The 25,350-nt window shown below is 36.8% G+C and carries 18 protein-coding genes and 1 pseudogene; all 19 read right to left on the bottom strand.

Features of this window, described 5'->3' with window-relative positions; all coding sequences use genetic code 11:
- Positions 1–69 precede the first annotated feature (69 nt).
- Entirely contained in the window at positions 70–759 is a 690-nt protein-coding gene (locus tag NG809_RS15480; protein ID WP_056077246.1) for an OmpA family protein, read from the bottom strand.
- Between the two features lie 24 nt (positions 760–783).
- Positions 784–1,278 (bottom strand): hypothetical protein, encoded by a 495-nt coding sequence (locus NG809_RS15475; RefSeq protein WP_262152159.1) that lies wholly within the window; start codon positions 1,276–1,278, stop codon positions 784–786.
- A 119-nt stretch (positions 1,279–1,397) separates the two neighbouring features.
- Positions 1,398–3,077: a S8 family serine peptidase gene (locus NG809_RS15470; RefSeq protein WP_262152157.1), complete on the bottom strand. Its 1,680-nt coding sequence runs from the start codon at positions 3,075–3,077 to the stop codon at positions 1,398–1,400.
- An 89-nt stretch (positions 3,078–3,166) separates the two neighbouring features.
- Positions 3,167–3,778: a WbqC family protein gene (locus tag NG809_RS15465; RefSeq protein ID WP_262152155.1), complete on the bottom strand. Its 612-nt coding sequence runs from the start codon at positions 3,776–3,778 to the stop codon at positions 3,167–3,169.
- A 63-nt stretch (positions 3,779–3,841) separates the two neighbouring features.
- Positions 3,842–5,500, bottom strand: a complete 1,659-nt coding sequence (gene lepB / locus NG809_RS15460; protein ID WP_262152154.1) for a signal peptidase I — start codon at positions 5,498–5,500, stop codon at positions 3,842–3,844.
- Between the two features lie 109 nt (positions 5,501–5,609).
- Positions 5,610–6,311 carry a 4-hydroxy-tetrahydrodipicolinate reductase gene (gene dapB / locus NG809_RS15455; RefSeq protein WP_262152152.1) on the bottom strand — a complete coding sequence of 234 codons (702 nt, stop codon included), beginning with the start codon at positions 6,309–6,311 and terminating at the stop codon, positions 5,610–5,612.
- A gap of 60 nt (positions 6,312–6,371) precedes the next feature.
- Positions 6,372–7,013 carry a DUF5683 domain-containing protein gene (locus tag NG809_RS15450; protein ID WP_262152150.1) on the bottom strand — a complete coding sequence of 214 codons (642 nt, stop codon included), beginning with the start codon at positions 7,011–7,013 and terminating at the stop codon, positions 6,372–6,374.
- Entirely contained in the window at positions 7,014–7,904 is an 891-nt protein-coding gene (locus NG809_RS15445; protein WP_262152148.1) for a ParB/RepB/Spo0J family partition protein, read from the bottom strand. It abuts the gene before it with no gap.
- Between the two features lie 58 nt (positions 7,905–7,962).
- Positions 7,963–8,736 carry a ParA family protein gene (locus NG809_RS15440; protein WP_262152146.1) on the bottom strand — a complete coding sequence of 258 codons (774 nt, stop codon included), beginning with the start codon at positions 8,734–8,736 and terminating at the stop codon, positions 7,963–7,965.
- Positions 8,737–8,901: 165 nt separating this feature from the next.
- Positions 8,902–9,747 carry an energy transducer TonB gene (locus tag NG809_RS15435; RefSeq protein WP_262152144.1) on the bottom strand — a complete coding sequence of 282 codons (846 nt, stop codon included), beginning with the start codon at positions 9,745–9,747 and terminating at the stop codon, positions 8,902–8,904.
- A 273-nt stretch (positions 9,748–10,020) separates the two neighbouring features.
- A pseudogene (locus tag NG809_RS15430) lies at positions 10,021–11,587 on the bottom strand (IS1182 family transposase).
- Between the two features lie 93 nt (positions 11,588–11,680).
- Positions 11,681–13,603, bottom strand: coding sequence for a M1 family aminopeptidase (locus NG809_RS15425; protein WP_262152142.1), 1,923 nt, complete (start codon positions 13,601–13,603; stop codon positions 11,681–11,683).
- An 87-nt stretch (positions 13,604–13,690) separates the two neighbouring features.
- Complete coding sequence (gene dacB, locus NG809_RS15420) at positions 13,691–15,157, bottom strand: D-alanyl-D-alanine carboxypeptidase/D-alanyl-D-alanine endopeptidase (protein ID WP_262152140.1); 1,467 nt, start codon at positions 15,155–15,157, stop codon at positions 13,691–13,693.
- Between the two features lie 161 nt (positions 15,158–15,318).
- The gene (gene priA, locus NG809_RS15415) at positions 15,319–17,766 is read right to left on the bottom strand and encodes a replication restart helicase PriA (protein WP_262152138.1); all 2,448 of its coding nucleotides are present in this window, start codon (positions 17,764–17,766) and stop codon (positions 15,319–15,321) included.
- A 215-nt stretch (positions 17,767–17,981) separates the two neighbouring features.
- A complete protein-coding gene (locus NG809_RS15410) occupies positions 17,982–20,465 on the bottom strand; it encodes a beta-mannosidase (protein ID WP_262152137.1) in 2,484 nt (827 codons plus the stop codon).
- Positions 20,466–20,843 (bottom strand): GxxExxY protein, encoded by a 378-nt coding sequence (locus NG809_RS15405; protein ID WP_262152135.1) that lies wholly within the window; start codon positions 20,841–20,843, stop codon positions 20,466–20,468.
- A gap of 274 nt (positions 20,844–21,117) precedes the next feature.
- Positions 21,118–21,780, bottom strand: a complete 663-nt coding sequence (locus NG809_RS15400) for a copper homeostasis protein CutC (protein ID WP_262152133.1) — start codon at positions 21,778–21,780, stop codon at positions 21,118–21,120.
- Between the two features lie 174 nt (positions 21,781–21,954).
- Positions 21,955–22,950, bottom strand: a complete 996-nt coding sequence (locus tag NG809_RS15395; RefSeq protein ID WP_262152131.1) for an isoaspartyl peptidase/L-asparaginase family protein — start codon at positions 22,948–22,950, stop codon at positions 21,955–21,957.
- 120 nt (positions 22,951–23,070) lie between these two features.
- Positions 23,071–25,311, bottom strand: a complete 2,241-nt coding sequence (locus tag NG809_RS15390) for a glycoside hydrolase family 20 protein (protein WP_262152129.1) — start codon at positions 25,309–25,311, stop codon at positions 23,071–23,073.
- Positions 25,312–25,350 lie beyond the last annotated feature (39 nt).

The following is a 25,350-nucleotide window of genomic DNA, read 5'->3' as shown; positions in this document are numbered from 1 at the left end:
AAAATAATGATTTTGCACAAAAAAACCGCTATAAAAGCGGTTTGGATATTTTAATAAATCAATAATAAATTACTGACCCTGTGCTGCATCGTTGATCATTTTTTCGTTTGCAGTAATTGCAAATTCAACTCTACGGTTTTGTGCTCTGCCTGCATCTGTATCATTGGTTGCTACAGGGTTGGATTCACCTTCACCCAATGCAAATAGCCTTGCAGTTGCGATACCTTTTCCATTTAGATAAGCTTTCACGGAATTGGCACGTCTTTCTGATAATTTCTGGTTGTAATCATCCGAACCTACGCTGTCTGTGTGACCGTAAATATTGATGTTTGTATCTGGATTGTTTTTCAGAACCGTTACCAGTTTATCTAAGTTTGTTTTAGCAGTTGAAGTTAAATCTGAAGAGTTAAAAGCGAAAGTTACAATGCTCTCATTAAGGGTAATTTTAATACCGTCTCCTACTCTTTCTACTTCCGCACCAGGTAAAGTATCTTTAATTTCTTTAGCCTGCTTATCCATTTTATTACCGATAACGTTACCGGCAACACCACCAATCACACCGCCTAAAACAGCACCGAGAGCGGCGTTTTTACCCTTCCCTACATTGTTTCCTAAGATACCACCGATTACGGCACCAGACGCAGCACCTACTGCGGTACCTCTTTGCTGGTGGTTAGAATTCTGTACAGCTTCACAACTTGTAAGCAATAATGCTGATGATAAAAAGAAGCCTGCGATATATGTTTTTGTAAATTTCATTTCAAATAAGTTTTAAAAAATTGATTATTTCATTCCTGTTCTCTCGAAGTTGTAAACAACTCTTACGTTTTCACCGTCGAAAGGAATATTTTGTTCTAAAGAAAACTGGTCTGTAGCCTGTTTTACGAGCGTTAAAGTATAACCAGCCGTATTTTGTTTAGCTTTGGTACCGTCTGCGATCTTTTTGAAATTAAAAGTAGATCCGTTCACTACATCAATTTTAATAGGCTGTGTGAATCCACCGCCACAGTTTCCGCCACCATTGATGGTATAAGCTCCGGTATAATTATTTGGGATCAACCTCCAGTGACTTCCTACAAAGCACTGTGCATCAATACCATCATCGAAAGGTTTTATTTTGAATTTCTTGTCATAATCTATACTCACAATATCATAATCACCTTTCATTTTAAGAAATTCGGATCTGTTTTGCTGTGCGTTTCCTGCATTCTTCACTCCTGAGCAGGAAAGGTTTAGAAGCGAAATGCCTACAAAACCCGTTAATACTAGCTTTTTCATAATTTCTGTTTAATTATTTAATAAAAATTTAAAGACATAAAAAAGTGTGCCAAGATGCCACAAAAATGAAAAAAGTCCGCAAAAAATTGCGGACTTTTCAAGTTGTATAATGCTAAAGTTTATTTTCTCACTGCCTTTTTTGCAGCTTTGGCAGGCTTACTTGCTTTACCTGTATTTCCTTTATAATAATTTGCGAATGCATATTCTGCGGCTTTTTTAAGATCGATAACACCTCCGGCCTGAGAATAATCTGCGAAAGTACCTACTGTACTCAGGTTGCTTGACTTTGTTAAAGACTCAATGATCTGAGCTGGTGTAAGATTTGGCATGTAAGCCAGAAGTACTGCTGCAGCTCCCGCAACTACCGGAGAAGCCATTGAAGTTCCCTGTAAATACTGGTACTCATTTTTTGGAGTTGTAGAATAAATTTCCTGACCCGGAGCAAAAACGTTGACCATTTTTTTGTTATAGTTAGAGAAACCAGCTCTTAGAGATGCACTGTCATTTGTACTAGCTCCCACTACCAAAACATTGCTTACGAAAGGCGCTGCGTCTGTAGCATTTTTAAAGTTGGTAGGGTATGCTGTGTGCTCAGCAACATCCTGATTTTCGTTTCCTGCAGCTTTTACCAAAAGAACACCTTTATCCTCAGCATATTTAAAAGCATCCCAAACTACATTCTTACCTGGAGAAACCGGCTTTCCGAAAGACATATTCAGAACTTTCGCTCCATTGTCTACTGCGTATCTGATTGCATTGGCAACATCCTTATCTCTTTCATCACCGTTTGGCACTGTACGTACAGACATAATTTTTGCTACTTTCGAAGCCACACCGTACTGAACTTCTTTTCCCTGAGGAAGACCTGCGATAATGCCGGCAACGTGAGTCCCGTGTGTCGCATCAGGACCTTCATAATGGTTATTACCATATTTTTTCTCAGAATAATCGTCATAGTTGTCTCCTACAATTTCTTTTCTTGGATCGAAATTAATATCGTACTGCTGCGCCATTGGTGTAAAATGGTCTAGCGCTTCTTTCATCTGCTCTTTCATTGTCTTTTCGAAATCTGTTGCAGATTTTCCGGCAAATTCAGGATTATTCACCACCTGAGTCATTACCTGTAAAGCTCTGGCTTCATTTTGATCAGCCGGTTTGATGGCTTTTACCGTTTCAGCAGTGAAAGGCTTTCCATTCAGCATTTTTACCATGGTAGGAATTGATTCCTGAATCATAGTATATAATTTCACGCTCTGTTGTCCTTCAACACTTTTTTTGCCGTACATTTCTTTTGACTTCATGTACATTGCAAATTCTTCCGGCATTTTTGCCTGATTAGCTTTATTCCTAGTGGAGTCATCACCTTCAAAAATCGGTTTGTATTTCGCAACAACACGTGTTACTTCCATATTGTCTACATCGATGTCGCCATTTTTTCCTCCAATAAAACTCCATCCGTGGATATCATCGATGTAACCGTTGTTATCATCATCTTTACCATTGTTTGGAACTTCATTTGGATTTGACCACATATTTTTTGCCAATCCCGGATGATCTACCTGTACACCACTGTCTAAAACACCAACAATAACTGTTTTTGGCTTTAAACCTTTAGATTCTAAAAATTTATAAGCGTTCTCCGTGTTTACTCCGTATACTTTTGTGGTAGCAAAATCTTTGTGATACCAGGTCATCAGATCTTTATCCGATTTCGGATCTGTCGCTTTTGCAGAAGTTTCCTGTGCATAAGACATGGTGAAACCTGTAAGAAAAACCGCTGCTAAGAATAATTTTTTCATAAGCTGATAATTACATTTTTTAAATCAGATGAAAGTTGATTATCTTAAAATAAATTTTAAATCTTAAGAAATACATCTTCATCCAGGAATTATTTTTTTACATTTTTAATATAAGTAGCTGATTCCGGACCTTTGTTACAAAGAAGATCAATTATGGATAAATCTTTGATAAAACCAAGCTTATCTGAAAATGTCTGATAATACTCTTCCATCTCATATTCAGACTCGTTTTTTGCTGAAAATTTCTCTCTGAAATTCAATACTTCCGGATTTTTGATGTATTCTGTATTCAAAGAATATGCCTTTTGTGATTTCAGAATCTGCTGAATGATTTCAAGACTTTTTAAATTAAAATCCAAAAGAAATTTTTCTTTTGTCTCAAACATCTTTACCAGCTTATCTTCGTAGTATTCAAAATAAGGTGAACTCTGGTACGCTGTTTTTATAGATTTCCAATGAAGATGCTGCCAGTTTTCACGATAAGACATTTCAACATCTTTATAAACTCTCACGCCGTTGTGATTGATTGGAATAATGAGCGAAAGCCTGCCGTTGGCTCCGTAGATGTTGCAACGGTTTCTGTAAGTTTGTTTTGGAAAGTTCTCAAACTGCTCGAAGATGATTTCATTTTCATCATTCAAAAATTCTGAAAACCATGAAATCGGTGGTAAATAAAATACCGGTAGTAGTATATTCTGCATTGTTATATTGAAAAAATGAAGTACTTTTTCAAATACTTCATCTTATATTGATTAAAATTTTTATTATTCTTCCGTTTTATTCTTCTTAAACAGCTTCACAAAATACTCCCAGCCAAAGAAAAGAATTAAAATCATCGCTGCAATCCACCAATACGAAGTTTTATTCGCTTCTCCTGTGTTGGTAGCTTTGAACATTCTGTCCCAACGAACTTTCATTCCAAAAAAACCACCTTTATTTGCCTGATAGCTAGAGCCATTATCTGTGAACGCTCCTTCTAAACTCATCCACGTAAATAATGGTTTACCTACAATGTTTTCTTCAGGTACAAAACCAAAGAATCTTGCATCCAATGAAGCGTCTCTGTTGTCTCCTACCATCATATAGTAATCTTGTTTGATGGTGTAATTTGTGGCAGGTTGGTTGTTAATTAAAATCTGACCGTTATTTTCTGAAACGCTGTTATGCTCGTATTCAGAAATTATCCAGCGGTACATTGGTAAAGTTTCTTTATTGATGGCAACCACGTCTCCTTTTTTAGGAATTCGTACCGGACCGTACCAATCCTGATTCCATGCTTTGTTGACAGGGAAAATTGACTGCGTTGTATCAATTTTTGTTTTATTCTCGTCTTTGTATGCAATTGCTGCTTGACCTTTTTGCATAATATCCTCCTTCATTTCAGTTACCTGAGGAAGTTTTTTAATTTCAGCTGCAGTTTTATCTGTGAGACCCTGAAAAGCATAGATAAATCCATTACCGTCCGGAATTTCCTGTACAGGCAAAAATCCGTAAATATCATATAATCCTGGAATATCTAACTGACTTCCCGTTTTCACTATAAATCTGTGCTGTCTTTCCTGATCACCAAGAACAGTCTCTGGTTTGCCGTTAACAAACAGTCTTCCTCCACGCATTTCAAAAGTTTCACCCGCAACAGCCACACATCTTTTCACGTAAGGATCTTTTCTGTCGATTGCTGTATGAACTGAATCCTGAGGGTAATTGAAAACTACAATATCGTTTCTCTGAGGTTTATTAAACTGAAAAATTCTCTCGTAAGGTAATTTTACACCGTCAACATAAGATTTTCCGTCATTTTTAGGATTTCCGTCTTTTTGAAAATCATAAATAGTTCCCTGTAAGAAAGGTATTGCCAAAGGACGCATCGGCATTCTGTAACCGTAGCTCCATTTGTTCACAAAAAGGAAATCACCAACAAGCAAAGTTCTTTCCATCGATCCTGTTGGAATTCCGAATGGCTGCGTTACAAAAACGTGAATGATGGTTGCGAAAACCACCGCAAAAGTAATAGATCCCATAAATGAATCTTTCTTTTTCGCAGCTTTTTCTTCGTCAGTTAAGAACATGTTTTTTGCCTCCTCATCTTCAATCTCTGCATCTTTCGAATAGTTTACTGACGCCATGTAAATAAATGGCAAAATCACGGTAAGAATCTGATGCTGAACCAAAGTCTTCCCGAATTTTTTCATTAAATAAATATGAAAAACCGACATCATAATTGGCCCTACAATCGGAAGGTAAGACAGAATTGCCCACCATTTAGGATGTTTTGTTTCCTTTAAAATAATAAAGTAATTGTAAAAAGGTATAAACGCAAAAGCAGGATTATATCCCATTTTTTTGAACAGTTTCCACGTTGAAAGTCCCATCAATACAGATAAAATGAGAACGTAAACTGCGTAGGTTAAAAAGTAATTCATAAACTTTGTGCCTGATCTTTAAATATGATTAATGAGAATGTGTAATAAGTAATTTGGGTTTACACAATTCTCTGTTATTAGTAATTAATACCCGATTTTTGTTACAGAATTAAAGTCCTAAAACGTCATTCATCGTAAAAATTCCTTTTTTGTCTTTTATAAATTCTGCAGCGACTACAGCACCGAGTGCAAAACCGTTTCTGTTGAATGCTGTATGTTTAATTTCAATTTCATCCACTTCACTTCTGTAATAAACGCTGTGCGTTCCCGGAACTTCATCTTCACGGATTGCAAAAATCCCCAATTGGTTATCTTTGGTTTCCTCTAATTTCCAGGCATCAAATTTTGGATTATGTTTGAAAATTCCTTCGGCAATCGAAATAGCCGTTCCGCTCGGTGCATCTTTTTTGTGAATGTGATGAATTTCTTCCAGCTGACAGTTGTATTCATCAACATTTTTCATCAAATCAGCCAGCTTTTCATTTAAAGCAAAGAAAAGGTTTACCCCTAAACTGAAATTGGAGCCGTACAAAAATGCAGTTCCGTTTTCTAAAGCAATGCTGTCGATTTCCGCTCTTTTTTCGAGCCATCCAGTGGTTCCCGAAATTACCGGAATTTTATTTTCAAGACATGCTTTGATATTGCTGAATGCCGCTTCAGGAACAGAAAATTCAATCACAACATCCGGATTGTTAAGATTTTCAGCGGTTGGTGTTTCTTTTAAACGGGCAACAATCTCATGACCTCTCTTTTGAGCAATCTCTTCAATTATTTTTCCCATCTTTCCGTATCCAACTAATGCTATTTTCATGTGTACTATTTAATGTATAAAACCGTAATGTACGATGATTACGGTTGAATTTTTCTTAATTTAAAATCTAAAATTTAAAGCCAAACCTGTTTTTGGAGGTTCAGTTCTGAAGTTATCGTAAATAACAGCGGGCGCAAAAGTAAGATCGGGATCTTTTCTGCCTTCGTAAAGATGTGCATCAACTACAGCATCTACAATATTTAAAATATAGATTAATCCTGTAATCGCAATGGCATAATCTCGTTGCCTTTTTACCCTGTCCTGTGCATTTCCCAAAGCAATTTTATCTAAATGTGGTCTGGCATCCACAAATTCATTAGGAGTACCGTTCAGTTTTGCGATGTAATATTCACGGTATTTCAAATATTGATTTTGATTCCAAATGGCTATACCGGCACCGGCACCAACTGCTCCCAAAACAATGGGAACTTTCCAGTATTTTTTATTATAAACCTGCCCCAATCCCGGTAAAACCGCTGAGTACAGACCGGCTTTGGTAGGATTCAGTTTGGTTACTTTAACCTTTGAAGGCGCATTAGCCTTTTCAATTTCCGCTACAATATTGGCATCATTTTTAGGCTTCGCAGCAGGAATACTGTCTTTTGCATAATGATCCAGACGAAGAGAATCAGTGGGAGTTCCAATCTGAGCAAAACTCAAACTGAAAATAGTTACTAAAAAAGTGACGAGTAATTTTTTCATTTACTTGATATGAGACAAAATATACTCAAGTTCATCTTCGTTTTTAAAATCGAGAATTAATTTACCTTTCTTTCCCGTCCCAGTAGTTTTGATTTCAACTTTAACATCCAAAATATCAGAAATGGTTTTCTGAGCTCTTTTAAAATTATTTGAAAGCTCGGCTTTTGCTCTTTTTGCAGCAGGAGATTTTGGATTTTTGATTGCTGTTGCAGCTTGTTCTGCCTGTCTTACATTCAGTTTTTCCTTGATAATTAAATCAAATAAAATCTGCTGATGTTCTTCAGTTTCAAGACTGATGATGGCGCGGCCGTGGCCTGCAGAGATTTCACCACTTCTGATGGCGTTCTGAATATCCGGACTCAATCTTAAAAGCCTGATCGAATTGGTAATTGTACTTCTGTCTTTCCCAACTCTCTGGCTTAAATTTTCCTGCGTAAGACCGATTTCATCCATCAGTCTTTCGTAGGTCAAAGCAATTTCAATGGCATCAAGATCTTCTCTTTGAATATTTTCAACAAGAGCCATCTCCAGAAGCTCCTGATCGTTTACCAATCGGATATAAGCAGGAATTGAAGTAAGACCCGCAATTTTACTGGCACGGAAACGTCTTTCTCCCGAAATAATTTCAAACTTTTCACCGTCTTTTCTCAAAGTAATGGGCTGAATAACCCCTAAATTTGTGATAGATTGCGCAAGTTCGTTTAATGCTTTTTCGTCAAAATAAGTTCTTGGCTGGGTCGGATTCGGATAAATATCTTCAAGGGCAACCTCTACGATATTTCCCACAAATTTATCTGCACCTTCATCGGTAGCAGAATTGATTGTTGCTTTGGATTCTGCACTTAAAATAGCGCCTAACCCTCTACCCATTGCTCTTTTTCTGTCTTTCATTCTTTATAAATGATGATTGATGTATGATAAATGATAACTTAAAAGCTATACTATTATTTTAATTTTTTACTAATTTTTCGTTTTTCAATAATACTTCTTCAGCCAGCTGGATGTATTGAATTGCACCTTTACTCTCTGCATCGTAATTCAAAATACTTTCCCCGAAGCTTGGTGCTTCACTCAGTCTTACGTTTCTGCTGATGATGGTTTCAAAAACCATTTCAGGGAAATGGGAATTTACCTCTTCCACTACCTGATTAGAAAGTCTCAGACGGCTGTCGTACATCGTCAGAAGCAAACCTTCAATATCAAGATCTTTGTTGTGAATTTTCTGAACGTTTTTAATGGTATTCAAAAGTTTCCCCAAACCTTCCAATGCAAAATACTCGCACTGAATCGGAATGATAACTGAATCTGCTGCAGTAAGTGCATTTACAGTAATTAAACCTAAACTTGGTGCGCAGTCGATAATGATGTAATCGTAATCGTCTTTTACGCTCTGCAACGCTTTTTTCATCATGTATTCTCTGTTAACCTTGTCTACGAGCTCAATTTCGGCTGCAACAAGATCAATATGAGAAGGTACAATATCAAGATTGGGCGTGGAAGTCTGTTTTATACAGTTTCTGGTATCCACACTGTGTTCCAATAGATTATAGGTAGAATACTGCACATCATCAACACCCAATCCTGAAGTTGCATTAGCCTGAGGATCAGCATCGATAATTAAAATTTTCTTTTCCAAAACACCCAGTGCAGCTGCAAGATTTACAGCAGTGGTTGTTTTACCAACGCCTCCCTTTTGGTTAGCGATTCCTATGATTTTACCCATTATTAGAACTTTAAGGCTCAAAAATACACATTTTTCTCTGCTTTGTACGAACAGATAAAATCAAAAATGAGTTAAAGTATTGTTAACAAACGGTTTAAGCTAAAAAAAAATTATCCACAAAAAAAATTCTTTGTGGATAAGTTTTATAAATTAATGACCTGAAATTTACTGGTCGAATTTCATTTTAACAGGAAATTTGAAATAACTTCTTACTGCCTGACCGAATTTATCTTTTCCTGGAGTCCATTTTCCTTTTATACTCATGATTGTACGGATAGCTTCCTTGTTGAAATCTGCATTTTTACCATCAGCTTTTAAACCTGAAATAGTCCCGTCTTTCTCTACAATAAATGTTACTGTGGTAGAAATTACACCTTCATTTTCAAAATCTGCAGTATCAAATTTATCAATTACTTTATTTCTGAAGGCATCAATACCACCTATAAAATTAGCTGCTACTGATAATTCATTAGTGCCTACAACTCCGTCACCAGCGGGTTTAATAATCACAGGGTCTTTCACAGGTACTTCGCTTGTACCCTGTTGAGGTGTGATGGTTGTCGGCTGATTTTGGGTAGTCACTGCACCATCAGGATTATCTACAGTTCCGGCAACAGCATCGTCTGGTTTTTTAGTTGAAATTTTTGAATCATCTGCATTTCTTGTAGGATTAAGCTCACGGTTGTCGAAAGTTTTAATGTTCTGAGCTGCGGGCTTTGCAGCTTGAGTCTCCGGCTTTACAACTTCTGGCTCCGGTTTTTTATCTGGAACTTCATAGATTCTGTCAAGTTCAATAAATGGAGGTGACTCATCTACAATCACTTCTCCTTTTGGTGAAAAAACAAAAGCCGTTAATGAAACTCCGGCAATAACGACTAGACTTAAGAATAATGATTTGGCTAAAATTCTGTTTGATTCTGTTCTTAAATCATAAGCTCCGTACTCTTTGTTGCGGTGCTCGAAAACGATTTGATTAAAACTTAATTCTGGGTCTGAGAATAAATGTTTCATAATGTAATGCATTAAAGGATTTTTAAAATAATTAATTTTCAGAGTATCATCTGATAATGAAAAAACGTATCAAAATTTTTGCCAAATAATTGATAATTTCACAAACTAATATGCAAAACATTGATAAAATTAAAATTTCAACTGTTTAAAATAAAAAAGATCAATTAGAGATGATTTTTAACAAAAAGAATCCGTCTCACAACAAAATTTGAGGCGGATTTTTTATTTCAGTAAAATGTATATTATTTTGGAAAATAGAAAAAGTTGTCCTCTTTAGGCAACTTTCTTTCTTAGATTGTGTGCTAAAGCGTGTAAACCGAACTCCAATTCTACTTTTTTCAGACCTTTGAGGGTAAACCGCTTAAAATTATTGCAATGTTTGAGATGTGCAAACACAGGTTCTACTTCAACCGAGCGTTGTTTTCTTTTTTTAATGCCTTTTTCACTGTTTAAAAGCTTTCGTATTTTCTCTTTGTAATCTTCCAAATGATGGTTCCGTTCGATGCTTCGGTTTTCTTTGGAACTGTGGCAAACGCCTCTAATTGGGCATCCATAGCAGTTTTTAGCCTGATAATGGGAGAGCTTTTGAGGATAACCGGTCTTGGTTTTGCGCGTGCTTTCGTGCGTTTTTTCCATCTTTTGTCCCATCGGACAGATATAAAAATCGCCTTCCCCGTTGTAATGCAGATTTTCTTTGCTGAAAGTCTTGTGTTTCGCCTGATAATGGGCATTCTGCTCTTTGTCGAAAGTATTGTATTTTACAAATGGTGTAATATTGTTCTGTTCCAATAATTCGTAGTTCTGCTCGCTTCCGTACCCCGCATCGGCAGTGAGTTCTTCCAACTCTTCCATTCTTTTTTTACCAAACAATTTCTCAAAATTTTCCAAATGACGCTCCAAAGTATTGATATCATTGGTTTGCTGATGGATGGTATAATTGACGATGATTTGATTTTGACTTCGTCGAATCTTCGATTTCTGTGGAAATCTGTGCATTATAAGCCGGTTTGAGCTGTCCATTCATCATGTGATCGTCCTTCATTCTCATGAAAGTAGCATCTTCATCGGTCTTGCTGTAGGAATTCCGCTCTGCTAAAATAGCTTCCTGAGCTTCGTATTTATCGAGGTTTTTCTCAAAATTGTTTTTAATGTAATTCAGTTTGGCTTTGGCTTTTTTGTCGGAATCGGTTTTACCCCCGCTGCCTTTTAATTTGGCATTGATATTTTCTGCCGTTTGCCGGATTTTTTCTTTGCTGATCTCTTTGAACTCCGGCGGTTCAGGGTCTTTATCTTCTTCCTTTGCCACACTTTGAGCGTATTTCCAGAGCTCTTCCAGTTGACGAAGCATTTTTTCTTTGTTGGTTTTGATGGAATTTGCCCAGACAAAAGTGTAGCGACCCGCCTGTGCTTCAATTTTGGTTCCGTCTACAAACACCTGTTTCAGGCTCACCAAACCTTCTTCTGCCAAAAGCAAAACCACCTGGGAGAAAATATTTTTGAAGGCGGCTTCAAGTTTATGGGTTCGAAAACGGTTCACGGTATTGTGATCTACAATACTCATGTTGGAGAGCCACATGAAGTTGATGTTTTCACGAAGCGCTTTTTCGATTTTCCGCGATGAATAAATATTGTTCATATACGCAAAAACCATCACCTTGAGCATCATCACAGGGTGATAACTGGGATTTCCTTCTTTACTGTAAGCTTTCAGGAGCGGGTCAATGTTTACCTTCTCCAAAATATCATTAACGATCCGAACAGGATGATTTTCGGGAATCAAATCCTCAAAACTATAAGGAAACAAAACCAACTGATTTTGATTATAATGCTTAAAATTCATAAACAACTATCTGATTATCAGATATAAATATACGAAATCCTGCAATAATTACCAAAAAAAAACCGCCTCAGTTGTGAGACGGATTCTTCAATATTATTCTTTTACAAATTTTAAATTCTTATCACGGATCTGGAATAAATAAATTCCGGGGGAAAGATTTGAAATATTGATAGGTTTTGTCGGATGATAAACTCCGCTTTTCACCAAACGGGCATCAGCAGAAAAGATTTTAAAATCTGCTGACTTTTTCACACCTCTCAAATAAATTTCACTCTTAGCAGGATTTGGATATAATCCAAAATTTCCAAGGTCGATTTCTTCAATTCCTAAAGATGAATCTTGTATAACAGTAGAGTTTTTTTCTAAAATCTGATATTCATAATTAAATTCAACACTCGCAACAGGGAAACTCACTGTTTCTGTAAAATACTGATTATTAACAGTATTATTCAAAGCAAAGTAAGCTACCTGACCTCCGGTTCCGTTTACTTTAATAGGCAAAGGCATGTCGAAGAAATTTACAGAAGTATGACTTTGAGTTTGCGCCGCTCTAAAAGTTAAAGTATTTCCCGTTTGCTTCCAGCGAATGTCGTAGGTTGGATAACCCTGCCCATAAATCCAGTCATTAAAAAATTCTGTAAAATCTTTACCGGTAGATGTTAAAACAGAACCTTTAAAATCATTTGTCACTGCGTAGTTATAAGCAAGATTTGGTCTTGCATGATAGTCTTTTAACATATTGTAAAAAGCAGTTTCGCCTAAAATCCACTTCATCATTCTGAGAACATAAGCACCTTTAGAATAAGACAGTCTTCCGCTGAAAATTGTTCCCACACTTCCCAGATTGGCATCAGCCACGTACACGCTTCCGCCAGGCTGACTTGTGATGTAATCCCGCTCGCCGATGAGATAGTTCATAAATTGTGTATTGGTCATTATTAGTTTTTCATAGGCAACATGCTGACCGAAAGTAGCAAAACCTTCATTCAGCCATATGTCATTCCATGCTCCGCAGGTTACCTTGTCGCCAAACCACTGGTGAGCAAGCTCGTGGGCAATCAAGCCTCGATCCCAACCTCCCATTGACGACATCGTTTGGTGCTCCATTCCACCGCCATACATAAACTGCATGTGACCATACTTTTCGTTTCTGAAAGGGTAAGGTCCGAAATAAGTCTCAAAAGTTATCATTACCTGCTTTGTCCATTCAATATTTGACATACTTGACGGATCAGCTGCTGTGGAAGGATATACATAATTGATGTACGGAAACGGCGGTGTCCCAATTACATCTGTAAGCTTTGTAAAATTTGTAATTGAAATCGCAATGAGATATGCTGCGGTTGGATATTGAGTACGCCAGAAAGTTCTTTTTAAACTTCCCGGAAGCGTGGTTTCAGACATCAGTGTTCCGTTTGAGGCAACGTTGTATTGCGAAGGTGCTGTTATTTTAATATCAAACCTTTCAATTTTATCATTCAGACTTTGTTTTGTTGGAAACCAGTCCTGAGCTCCATAAGGCTCACTGAGAGTGGCCATTACCGGAGTTCCTGCCTGTGTGCCTGTTGAAAATGCATTGAGTGCTGTTGACGGAGCACCGCTGTAATTGATTGTAAGTGAATCTAAAACATTTGCAGAAATCGGGTTTTGAAAGTCGATTTTCACTTCTTTTGTTGCAAGCTGCTGAAAACTAAGATTGACACCGTGATATTGAACCGAAGAAACAGTAAGCGTGTTTGAAAGATCAAAATAAATGCTGGTCATCGCCTGATTCGGTTTGAAATGCGATGTTACAGAGCCTGATACGTTGTAATTCGCAGGATTTAAAGATAAATCCATTCTCTGATACTGCAAATCGTAGTTAAGTGTGTTAGGATTCGTATTTCCCGCATTCATTTTGGCTGCGAAAGATTTCATTTCCTTGCTTCTCAAGCCTTTCATATCGATATTCATGTCTTGAGCTGAGAATATGTGAAGTATAAAACTCACGAGAAAAAGAATATATATTTTTTTCATTAAATCATTATTAATATTACATCAAAGATAAAAAAAACCTCTCAATCACAGATTAAAAGGTTTTAAAGTTTATTTAAAATTAAATTTTTACAAATCTAAAGTTGGCTCGATCAACTGCTCCATTCTCTTCTTTACCATATCCACCGAACCGGCGTAATTATTAACCAATAAAGAGAATACCAAAGTTTTTCCGGAATTGGTTTTAATGTAACCTGCAAGCGCTTTTACCTTATTTAAAGTTCCTGTTTTGGCAAAAACCTGTCCGTTTCCGGTCTCCAAAAACATTCTTTTTAAGGTTCCGGATTGTCCACCAATCGGAAGAGAATTAAAATAAGTCTGATAATATTTCGTTCCCATCAATGAAGTAAGATATTTCACCTGAGAAATCGGCGTTACTTTGTTGCTTCTTGAAAGACCACTTCCATCCATGTAAGTAAGGCCTTCAAGGTCAAAAGCTGCATCTTTTAAATGGTCTGTCACCACTTCTCTGCCAGCTTCTGTAGTCTGATTTCCCTTTTTAAAGTAACCAACTGTTTTCAGCAAAGCTTCAGCAAGTGAATTGTCACTTCTCTGGTTGGTGTAATAAACAATATCGGCTAAAGTAGGAGATTTGTAAACGCTTAATGTTTTTCTGGATTCAGGCTGACCGTCTGTAGTTTTTGTCTGCACCTTTCCAGTCACACTTAAACCGTTTTTGATCAAACTTGCTCTGAAAGTATTGGCAAGATAAGCTGGTGCATCAGGTAATTTTGTTGTTAAAATTCCAGCCCCATCATACTTTTCAGCATAGACCATCTGATTGGTGTATGGCGAAACGTAGAAATATTTTTTATCATTACTGAGCGTAGCATTTTTCTTAACAATCAGTTTCTCATTCATCGGATTGATTTCCTGAGTAGTACCTGCCGGCAAATAGTAATTATTGTTTTCCAACCACACAACATTTTCCGGAAGTCTCGTAATGTTACCTTTGAAAAGCGCTGTCTGAATGACAATATCACCGTTTACCTTTTTTATACCTTCTCTTGAAAGTCCATCTGTGAAATCTGTAATAATTTCCTTATAAGACCATGCACCGGCTTTGTTGGTTCCCAAAGACGGGTCACCACTTCCGATAATGTAAAGATTACCGTTCAAAACTCCGTTCTCGTCAACTGTTCCTGAATATTCAAGTTGCGTCATCCAACGGTAGTTTTCACCCAAAAGACTCAAAGCTGTTTCCGTAGTGAGCAATTTTGTTGTGGACGCCGGTACCAAAGGTGTATTTTCATTATAAGATGAAATTATCTTTTTTGTTTTCGGATCATAGATTACAAATCCCCACGTTGCGTTTTTCAGCACGGGATCGGCCATCATTGTGTTTACATTGATATCTACAAGCTCTTTAGGAGACAGGATTGTCTTCTCAATCATCGCAACCGGCGACGGAAGGTTAAAAGATTTCTGACTGTCTGAACTGGGATTAAAAAGAACTGTAGAAACGGTATTCTGAGCAAGGAATAAACCAGATGCCAATACCGCAATACCTGAAATGTATTTTTTGAAATTTACCATCAATTTTTTCTTTTTTGTCTGTATTTATGATTGAATTGCAAGCAGGAAGTTAAACCAATTGTTTGCAGCCAAACATATAACCAACGATCAAAAGTAGAAAATATTGTTAGAAATCAGCACATTAGAGACTGATAAAAGCAATTAAAATATGTTAAACTTTGTTAAAAGTCTATTAATACGTGTTTTTTGACGCTCTGGTAAGCTGTGATCTCATCAAACTCTTCGATGCTTTTTAAAACTAATTTTTTAAACGAAGCATACTTGTTTCCTCTGGGAAGTTTAATTAAAATCTGGAACTGAAACATATTATTTATCTTAAAAACAGGAGATTTTTCAGGACCTAAAACACATTCTTCCGGTAAATACTTCCGCAGAACAGAACCCATAAACTGCGATGCCCGCGTAATTTTGTCTTCTTTCCTATGACTCAGCTGAAGCATGATCATCTTTGTGTACGGCGGATAGTGAAATTTCTTCCTTTCCTGTAAAAAATAATCATACGTTTTTGCAGCATCATTCATTTTAATTAACTGGAAGACAGAATGATCAGGATTATAGGTTTGAATTAAAATTTTTCCCTGTCCAGACACACGGCCAGCCCTGCCTGAAACCTGAGTAATTAACTGATAAGCACGCTCTTCTGCTCTGAAATCCTGCACGTACAGCATAGAATCTGCTTTTGGAATTGCCACCAATTCGATATGATCAAAGTCCAAACCTTTGGAAATCATCTGCGTTCCAACTACTATATCGGTTTCTCCTTCTTCAATTTTTTCGTAGAGTTTTTCGTAGGCAAATTTTTTACGCATCGAATCCACATCCATTCTGTCAACTTCGTTGTCCGGAAATAATTTTGAAACTTCCTCGTGGATCTGTTCTACACCAACGCCTCTTTCGTTAAGGTTTTCTGAAAAACATTTCGGGCAGGCCTTTGGTTTTGAAGCCCGCTGTCCGCAGTAATGACATTTCATCTCGTTGGCAGATTTGTGATACGTCATCACAACGTCACAGTTTGAACAGTAATTGACGTAACCGCACGATTCACATTCAACAACATTGGCGTAACCACGGCGGTTGTGAAGAATAATGCCCTGATTATTTTCGTCTACAGTTTTTTTTAGCTCCTCCAACATTCTGAAAGAAAAATTTCCATTAACGTGTTTGGAATCCTGAGCTTCCTTAAAATTAATCAGTTCAAAAACAGGTAACTCAACTTCGCCAAATCTTTTATCTAAAAAAACATATCTCAAACGGTCTTTCTGACCTAAATAATAAGATTCTACCGACGGGGTTGCCGAACCTAAAATTACGTTGGCGTCATAGAGATTTCCAAGAACCAAAGCTACATCTCGCGCATTGAAATAAGGCGAAACATCTTTCTGTCGATAAGCAGAATCGTGCTCTTCGTCGACAATGATTAATCCTAAATTTTCATAAGGGAGAAATAACGCGTTTCTGGTTCCAATCAGGATTTTAATATTATTTCGGCTGATTCTCTTCCAGACCTCTACCCTTTCAAAATCGGTCAGTTTTTGATGGTAAAATCCGATCTGGCTGCCGTATTTTTTTTCTAAACGCTGCGTAATCTGTTTGGTTAAAGAAATTTCTGGCAACAGAAAAAGTACATTTTTGCCCTCAGCGATGCATTCTTCAATTTTTTCTAAATAAATATGGGTTTTCCCTGAAGAAGTTACTCCGTGAAGTAAAACGTTTTTGCCTTCTTCAAAAGCAGCGTCGATTTCTTCTTTTGCAGCCTTTTGAATATCCGAAAGTTCTTCAATCTCTTCAATTTCCCCGCTGTAACTTTCGATTCTGTCTTTTTGCCTATAATATTCTTCGATAAAACCTTTATCTGCCAAAGCTTTAAAATGAGAAGATGAAAAATAGCCGTCTTCAAAAAGCTCTGATTTTTTTAAAGGCTGATTTGGATTTTCAGTCTGTTTTTCGAGGATGTGAAGAAATAATTCTTTCTGTTTTCTTGCTTTTGTCAGGCCTAAAAGAATTCCGGTAAAACTTTCATTTTTCAAAACCTCATCGTTGATTTTTACGTAAGCGACTTCTTTGGCTTTGTATTTTTCAGCAACTTTTTCATCAATTTCAATATATTGAAGATCAATCAATGAATTAATGGTTTTGATAATATCCTTTTTAGGAATAAACGCTTCAATATCAGTCAGATTAATCAACTGACGAACCTCAAGCGCCTGAATAAGATACATTTCGTTGACATCTAGAATCTCAAAATTAATGACTGCGTTGGGTTTTAATTTTAAATAAGTTTCACTTTCCAGTTTTAAAGAAGATGGAAATGCAAAACGGTAGATCTCGCCCAAACTGCACAGATAATAGTCAGAAAGCCAGTTCCAGAACTTGATCTGCTCTTCAGGAACAATAGGTTTGCTGTCTAAAATACTGATGACTTCCTTGGCCACAAAATTTTCCGGAGCCTGATCATGAAGTTCAAAAACAATTCCTGTATAGATTTTTTTTCCTCCAAAAGGGACGAGCACACGCATTCCGCTTTGAATCTGTTCAATAATTTCTTCCGGAACTTTGTAGGTGAAAGATCCTTTGAGGTTGAGCGGTAAAATAATCTGGGCGTAGTGCAAAAGAGAAATTTAAAAGTGTAAAATTAATTGTTTCTGAAGAGAAGTGCAATTTTTTTTAGGTTGGGGATTAGGTTGAGGTTAAGTTTAAGGCTAAGGTTCAGCTTATGCTCGAAAATAGAATATCCACTTGCAACCCTGCCAGCGTTTGAAACGCTGGCAGGGTTTATTGTTGAAAAAAACCTTCAAGGTTTCGGAAACCTTGAAGGTTTAGTGCGCTAATTCATTGTATCCAACAAAGTCATCACCTCGATTTTTTCCAAAGGTTTCGAAAGCTTGATTCTTTTTGAAGTTTTGGGAAGCAAATCAAAAAAGTTGTCAGAAAAATGACTATCGCCCATTAAATAGACATCTTTCGCCAGAACATCGGTAGAGATTTCAATTTCTGTGGAAGATATTTTCCTGATTTTTATGTTGGGCTTAGTGAGTTTTAAATCTTTTGGTTTTGCGAAGAAATGAGTGTTTTCAGCAATGATTTTCTGATTTGCATCTTTTAAAGTTAGTTTTACAAAGACTTCATTTTTATCTGTGTCCGGAATTAAATTTTCGATTTCAGTAGGATCAAATTTAAAAATACCATTCAAAATTTTTCCGTCTGGAACATTAATGACTTCTCCAACGATTTCACCAGTCAGCTTTAAAGCCTGAATTTCAATGTAAACATCTTGAAATTTATTTACCCCATCATTAACTCCGTAGAAATTTAAAACTCCATCCTTTTCTTCCGTTAAAATCACCTGATTTTCAAAACTTCTTTTCACCTGATAATGTAGCGCTTTCCAGTTACCCAAATAATCAATCGATGACCATGAAATGACAGGCCAGCAATCGTTCAACTGCCAATACAAAGTTCCCATGTTGTAAGGTTTTGCTCTACGATGAGCTTCAATTGCAATCTGCATTCCACGAGCCTGAAGCAGTTGGGAAACGTAATTGTATTTCACAAAATCCTTTGGAACCACATAATCACGTTCCATGTATTTCTGAATAATTTCGAATCCTCTTGCGTTTTTTTCGTGTGCTTTAATCGTTGGATTTTCTAAACTCAAATCTGATAGTCCTGAAAACATTGATTTTACCGCTTCCAGACTTGGCATTCCCTGAAAACCATATTCAGAAGCAAATCTCGGAACTTTTTCATTGTAAATTTCAAACGGAAATTCGCCCCACCAAACGCCCCAATAATGAGAATCGCCTTCGGTTAAGCTTTCTTTGTGCCCCCAACCGATCGACGGTGACGTCGGCCAATAGATGTTTTTTTCTGAAGTTAAATTTTCTTTCAAAGCATTTGGAATAACTTCGTGGAAAACCTTTTTGTAATCTTTCCAGACCTGAAGAGAATCTTCTTTTGAATATTTGAACTGCTTCTGATAACCCCAATTGACGATGGCTTCATCAATTTCGTTATTTCCGCACCACAAGGCGATTGACGGATGATTTTGAAGTCTGTTGACCTGATCTTTGACTTCCTCTTTTACATTATTTAAAAACTCTTCGTCTGACGGATAAAAACTTCCGGCAAACATAAAATCCTGCCAGATAAGAATTCCGTTTTCGTCGCAGGCTTTGTAGAATTCGTCATCTTCGTAAATTCCGCCGCCCCAGACGCGGATCATGTTCATGTTCGCATCTTTGCAGTCTCTGATGAGTTTTCGGTATTTTTCTTTTGTAATTCTCGGTGTGAAACTGTCGGAAGGTATCCAGTTGGTTCCTTTCGCATACATCGGATTTCCGTTGACTTTAAAGTAGAAAGTTTTGCCTTTTTCGTCTTTATCCTGGATTAACTCGATGGTTCGAATTCCCGTATCAACCAATTTTTGATCAAGAATAGTATTTTCCTTAAAAATCGATATCGCAAACTGATATGAATAAGCCGTTCCAAAACCATTCGGCTGCCACAATTTCGGATTTTTAATATCGAATGGAAATTCAATTAAATTTCGTCCTTTTTTTAAACTGAAATTTTTTGATGAACTATTTACGAGCACGCTATAATTACCATCTCGTTCAACAAAAATTTCGGTATGAAAAACGAGATTTGCAACTTCTTTAGTTACTTTTTTCTGTTCGATTTTTATATTTTCAAATTTAGCATGATTCCAAAAATTCAATTTTACATCCTTCCAGATTCCTACAGTGACTAATCTGGGTCCCCAATCCCAACCAAACTGGTATTGGGCTTTTCTCACAAAACTTCTCGGAGATTCCGGCATCGTAAACGGAACTTTTTTAGCTAAATCTTTCCCGATATTGACTGATGATTTAAATTTTACTTGTAAAACATTATCTCCAACTTTCAAATCACTTTTCACCGGAATTTTCCATGTTCTGAACATGTTGTCTGTTTTCTTCAGCAGTTTTCCGTTTAAATAAATCTCTGAATAGGTATCCAATCCATAAAAAACCAGTTCAGCATTTTGATTTTGTAATTCTTTTGCGGAAATTTTAAAAATTGTCTGATAATCCCAGTCTTCATTTTCAACCCACTGTACTTTTTTCTCGTTTTCATCTTTGTATGGATCGGGGATGAGCTGATGATCCATTAAATCCAAATGAACCGTCGAAGGGACCGCTGCGGTCAGCCAGTTTTTTTCTTTGGTGTTTTTGAACTGCCATTTTTCTGTTGACAGATTCCGCTCGGAAAACTGTGCACTGATTAATGTTTGAATGAAAAATAAAGCAAAAAGGATGGTTTTGTTCATTTACAATTTATTTACAATTCTGTGAATTCCGTCTTTGATTAATGGTGTATTAAAATTAATCAATAGACCTAGTTTAATATTGGTCAATTTTAAATAAGTCAAAACCTGCGAATAAAAAATAGGATGAATTTCTAAAACAGATTTCACCTCAATAATTACCTTGTTCTCAACAATTAAATCAATTCTGTAGGCATTTTCTATTATTTCACATTTATATTTTAAAGGAAGTACCACTTGACTTTTAACCTTAAAACCAAGTTCTCTCAACTCATAGGTCAGAGCTGCTTCGTAAGCGCTTTCCAGCAAACCAACTCCTAAAGTTTTGTGTACTTCTAAAGCCGCACCTATTATTTTATAGGATAATTCGTTTTCTGTCATTCGTGTTTGTGTTTTATTTTGTGTTTGTTATTAAACGCAAAGATTATCTTTCTTTATTTATATTTAAAGAGGCAAAGTGTAGCAAACAAGTTGCTTAAGCTTGAAAACACATGCGCTTTACAAAATTGTTTATTTATTCTTTTTTTTGCTTCCTAAATTGATGATATTTTCACACATAACTATATTTTCACGCTTAGACGACTCGTTCGTCATTCTTTGCTCCTTAAATATGCAGATTTAAAAATAAACTTTGCGTTTAATTATGATTTAAAATCTACAAATTAACCTTCAATTTTTTAATCTCCTCAGCATTGGCAAACGATTCATAAGACAACACCGCCGAAGAGTGAAAATATTTCCCACCCGTCACATTTTTCAATTCTGAAATATTATTCGAACGCACACCGCCGCCGATTAAAATTTTAATATCATCGCCACAATTTTCAATGAGTTTTTTTAAGTTTTCTTTTCCTTCCATCGCAGAATTTTCTCCACCGGAAGTGAGAATTTCCCTAAAACCCAATTCGATCAGTGTTTTTGCCGATTCAAAAATATTTTTTGTCCTGTCGATTGCACGATGAAAAACGCATGGTTTACCGTTGGCCAGATCAACCAAAAGTCTGTTTTTCTCATAATCAATTTCCTGATTTTCATCTAAAATTCCGAAGACAAAACCATCAGCTTTGGCTTTAGAAAATTCAATAATATCTCTTTGCATCCGCATAAATTCTGAATCGCTGTACATAAAACCTCCGCCAACAGGGCGAATCATCACATGAATAGGTTTTGAATATTTATCTTTTAAATATCTTAACTCTTCAAGATCAGGCGTAATTCCACCAGAATTGATGTCTGCGCAGAATTCAATTCTGTCGGCAACGGAATTCAAGGCTATTTCAGCGGAAGTGATATCGAAAGTGGCTATTTCTAAAAACATAGGTTGATTTGAGATTTGAAATTTGAGGTTTGAAATTTGAGTTTCGGGGTTCGGGATTCGAGGTTTGAGGTTCGAGGTTAGGGATTTATGACTAAAATCCTGCACTTGGCTCTTTTTACTTTTTTCTTGGCTCCTTTTACCTGACTCTTTTTACTTTTTCCTTGGCTCTTTCCCTTACTTTAAAGCAAATTCAGGCTTCTCCAGACGGTTTCCTTTTTGATCGTAAACCGCAAAATTAAACCCGTCCTGAATGCAGTAGGAGCCGTATTCTCCTTTTTTATTGATGGCGATAAATCCTACCTGAATATCTTTTAAATTTTTATTTCTTCGCTGAGTAATTTTTACGATTCTCTCAACCGCTTCTTTACAGGCCTGCTGCGGATTTCTTCCCTGTCGCATAAGCTCAACTACGAGATGAGTTCCAACTGTTCTGATGACTTCTTCGCCATGTCCTGTCGCCGTGGCTGCACCCACTTCATTATCAACGAACAAACCCGCACCAATAATCGGCGAATCTCCTACTCTGCCGTGCATTTTGAAAGCCATTCCGCTGGTCGTACAGGCTCCGGAAAGATTTCCCTGAGCGTCCAGGGCAATCATTCCAATCGTGTCATGATTTTCTATGTTTACGATGGGTTTATATTTGCTGTCTTTCAGCCATTCCTTCCACTCTTTTTCGGATTCTGCAGTGAGAATATTTTCTTTTTTAAAACCTTGGGAAACGGCAAACTGAAACGCTCCGTTGCCCACCAGCATTACGTGAGGCGTCTTTTCCATCACCATTCTTGCTACAGAAATCGGGTTTTTAATATTTTCAAGACACGCCACAGAGCCAATGTTGTAATTTTCATCCATAATACAGGCATCCAGCGTCACCCTTCCGTCTCTGTCGGGGCGACCTCCGTAGCCGACGCTTCTTTCATTCGGGTCATTTTCGACCAGACGGACGCCTTTTTCAACTGCATCCAAAGCTCTTCCGCCTTTTCCTAAAATTTTCCATGCTTCTTCATTGGCTTTTAAACCAAAATCCCATGTCGAAAGAACGATCGGTTTATTGATCAAAGTATTTTCATTTTCAGGAACTTCTTTAGCAATTAAATCCAATGGATTCAGTAATAAAGCCGATGATAAAATCCCTGTGGTTTTTAAAAATTTTCTTCTTGAATTCATTCTTTAGTTTAAGGTTTGGTGTTTTGTGTTTAAGGTTTCTTCAATTAAGTATTCTTTCTAGCTAAAATTTAATGTCTGTCGCAGCATAAAACATTAAACATTAGACATTAGACATTAAACTTACCGCGCTCCAATTTCATCTACAAAAAGCCACGCTTTGGAGTCTGCGCCTGGATTTCCTGCGGGAATAATTCCTGCGTTTTCTATTTTAATTTTAATGAATTTAGCATTCTGATCTCCTACTTTAAGATTGATCTTTCCTTTTGCTGAAAGAATTTCCTCTTTCCCAATTTCTTTAATGGTTTTAAAATTTTTGCCGTCATCAGAAATTGAAACCGTGGCAGATTTTGCCAGATGAATCCAGCTACCCTTGTTGTCTAATGTATTGAAATAAACTTCTGAGAAACTTGTTTTTTCGCCTAAATCAATTGTCGCAACAACATCTTTTCCCTGAAAACCAAGCCATGTTTTTCCCAATTGTTTCACGTTACCGGTAATTCCGTCAACTAAAGTGAAAGCTCCGCCAAAAGAATAATTTTCGCTGGGCTGATTTTCCAAAGTAATTTTTTTACCAGTCGTTTTTGAGGTGGAAAAATTCTGAGAAGAAACTGCAGATTTCAATTCTTCATTTTCAAAATAAGCTGATTTTATGGTCATCACTTTGGAAACCGGAATCGCATTCTGATAGGTTGTAGAACTGGCTTTTGGCTCGCTACCATCAGTTGTAAATTTAATTCCGTTTGGATTTTGTGAAGTTGAAAGTTCGTAGGAAACACCGTTTTTATTTGGAATTACTTTTCCCGCGATATTGTAGATACTTTTAGCATAATTAATGTTCATTTTATCTAAAATTTTAAAATGCTCCACTACTCTGTTTTCAAATCCTTTATAATTTTCGGGTTTTGAAGTTCCCCAACCTACTTCGGAAAGCGCGAATAACCTAGGGAAAATCATGTATTGAACCTGTTTAAAATCCAGAATATATTCCGTCCATAAATTTGCCTGAACTCCCATAATGTATTTCGACTGCTCTGCATTCAATTCAGCAGGAATCGGATTATACGAATAGACCTTATCCAAGGGCGTAAAACCTCCGAACGCATTGGGTTCAGTCTGCGGATCACCCTGATAATGATCAAAATAACAGTAAGCTCCAGGCGTCATCACGGCGAAATGATTGGTTTTTGCGGCTTCAATTCCACCTTTGATGCCTGTCCAGCTCATTACTGCGGCATTGGGTGCCAATCCACCTTCCAGAATCTCGTCCCAGCCGATGATTTTGCGGCCTTTTGAGTTGACATATTTTTCAATTCTCTGGATGAAGTAACTTTGTAGACCATGCTCGTCTTTCAGATTGTGTTTTTTGATTAAAGCCTGACAGTGTGCACATTCTTTCCATCTTGTTTTCGGGCATTCGTCGCCTCCGATGTGAATGTATTGAGAAGGGAAAAGCTGAATAACCTCATCCAAAACATTTTGTAAAAAAGTAAAAGTTTCTTCCTTGGGACAGAAAACATCATCAAAAACGCCCCATTTTGTTGCTGCTTCGAAAGGTCCTTTGGTACACGCCAATTCAGGGTAAGCCGATAAAGCTGCCAAAGCGTGACCCGGCATTTCAATCTCAGGAACGACGGTAATGTGTCTTTCAGTTGCATATTTAACAACCTCTTTTATCTGTTCCTGAGTATAAAAATAAGGCCCGTACGGTTTTCCGTCAAAAGTATTGTCAACGTACGCTCCAATCATGGATTCTTTGCGTTTTGAACCGATTTGAGTAAGCTTTGGATATTTTTTAATCTCGATTCTCCAACCCTGATCGTCAGTTAAGTGCCAGTGAAAAGTATTGAGTTTGTACATTGCCAGATAATCGATGTATTGCTTTACTTCTTCAACTGTGAAAAAGTGGCGGCAGACGTCGAGGTGCATTCCGCGCCAAGCGAATTTGGGCTCGTCTTCGATTTTTAATATGGGAATTCTTCCGTTTTTATGAGTTTCAAACAATTGAATTAAAGTTTGAATAGCTAAAAAATATCCTTGATCTGTGTACGATTTTATATGAATCTGTTTTTGCGAAATCTCGATTGCATAATAATCTTTATTGACATTTACTTTCTTAATTAATTTAGAATACAAAAGGTTGGCATCTTGATTCTTGCTATTTGTAAACTCTATATTTAATCTTTTCTTTAAAAATTCAGTTTCTTTTTTGGGGAGATTATCTGCCAAATTCATTGATTCAGGAATAATAAATTCTCCTTTCTGAAACTCAACCTTCTGCGGATAAGGAATTAAATTCAGTTGATTCTGAGAAAAAAAGAAACCCGAAATGAGTAAAGAAAAAGCCAGAAAAAAACGCTTCATTTTTGGTGGAATTAGATTTTAGCGAATATAATTCTTTTC

The sequence above is a fragment of the Chryseobacterium foetidum genome, assembly GCF_025457425.1.
Classification (GTDB): domain Bacteria; phylum Bacteroidota; class Bacteroidia; order Flavobacteriales; family Weeksellaceae; genus Chryseobacterium; species Chryseobacterium foetidum.
The sequence above is the reverse complement of the archived record's forward strand: the minus strand, read 5'-3'. Positions and strand labels throughout refer to the sequence as shown.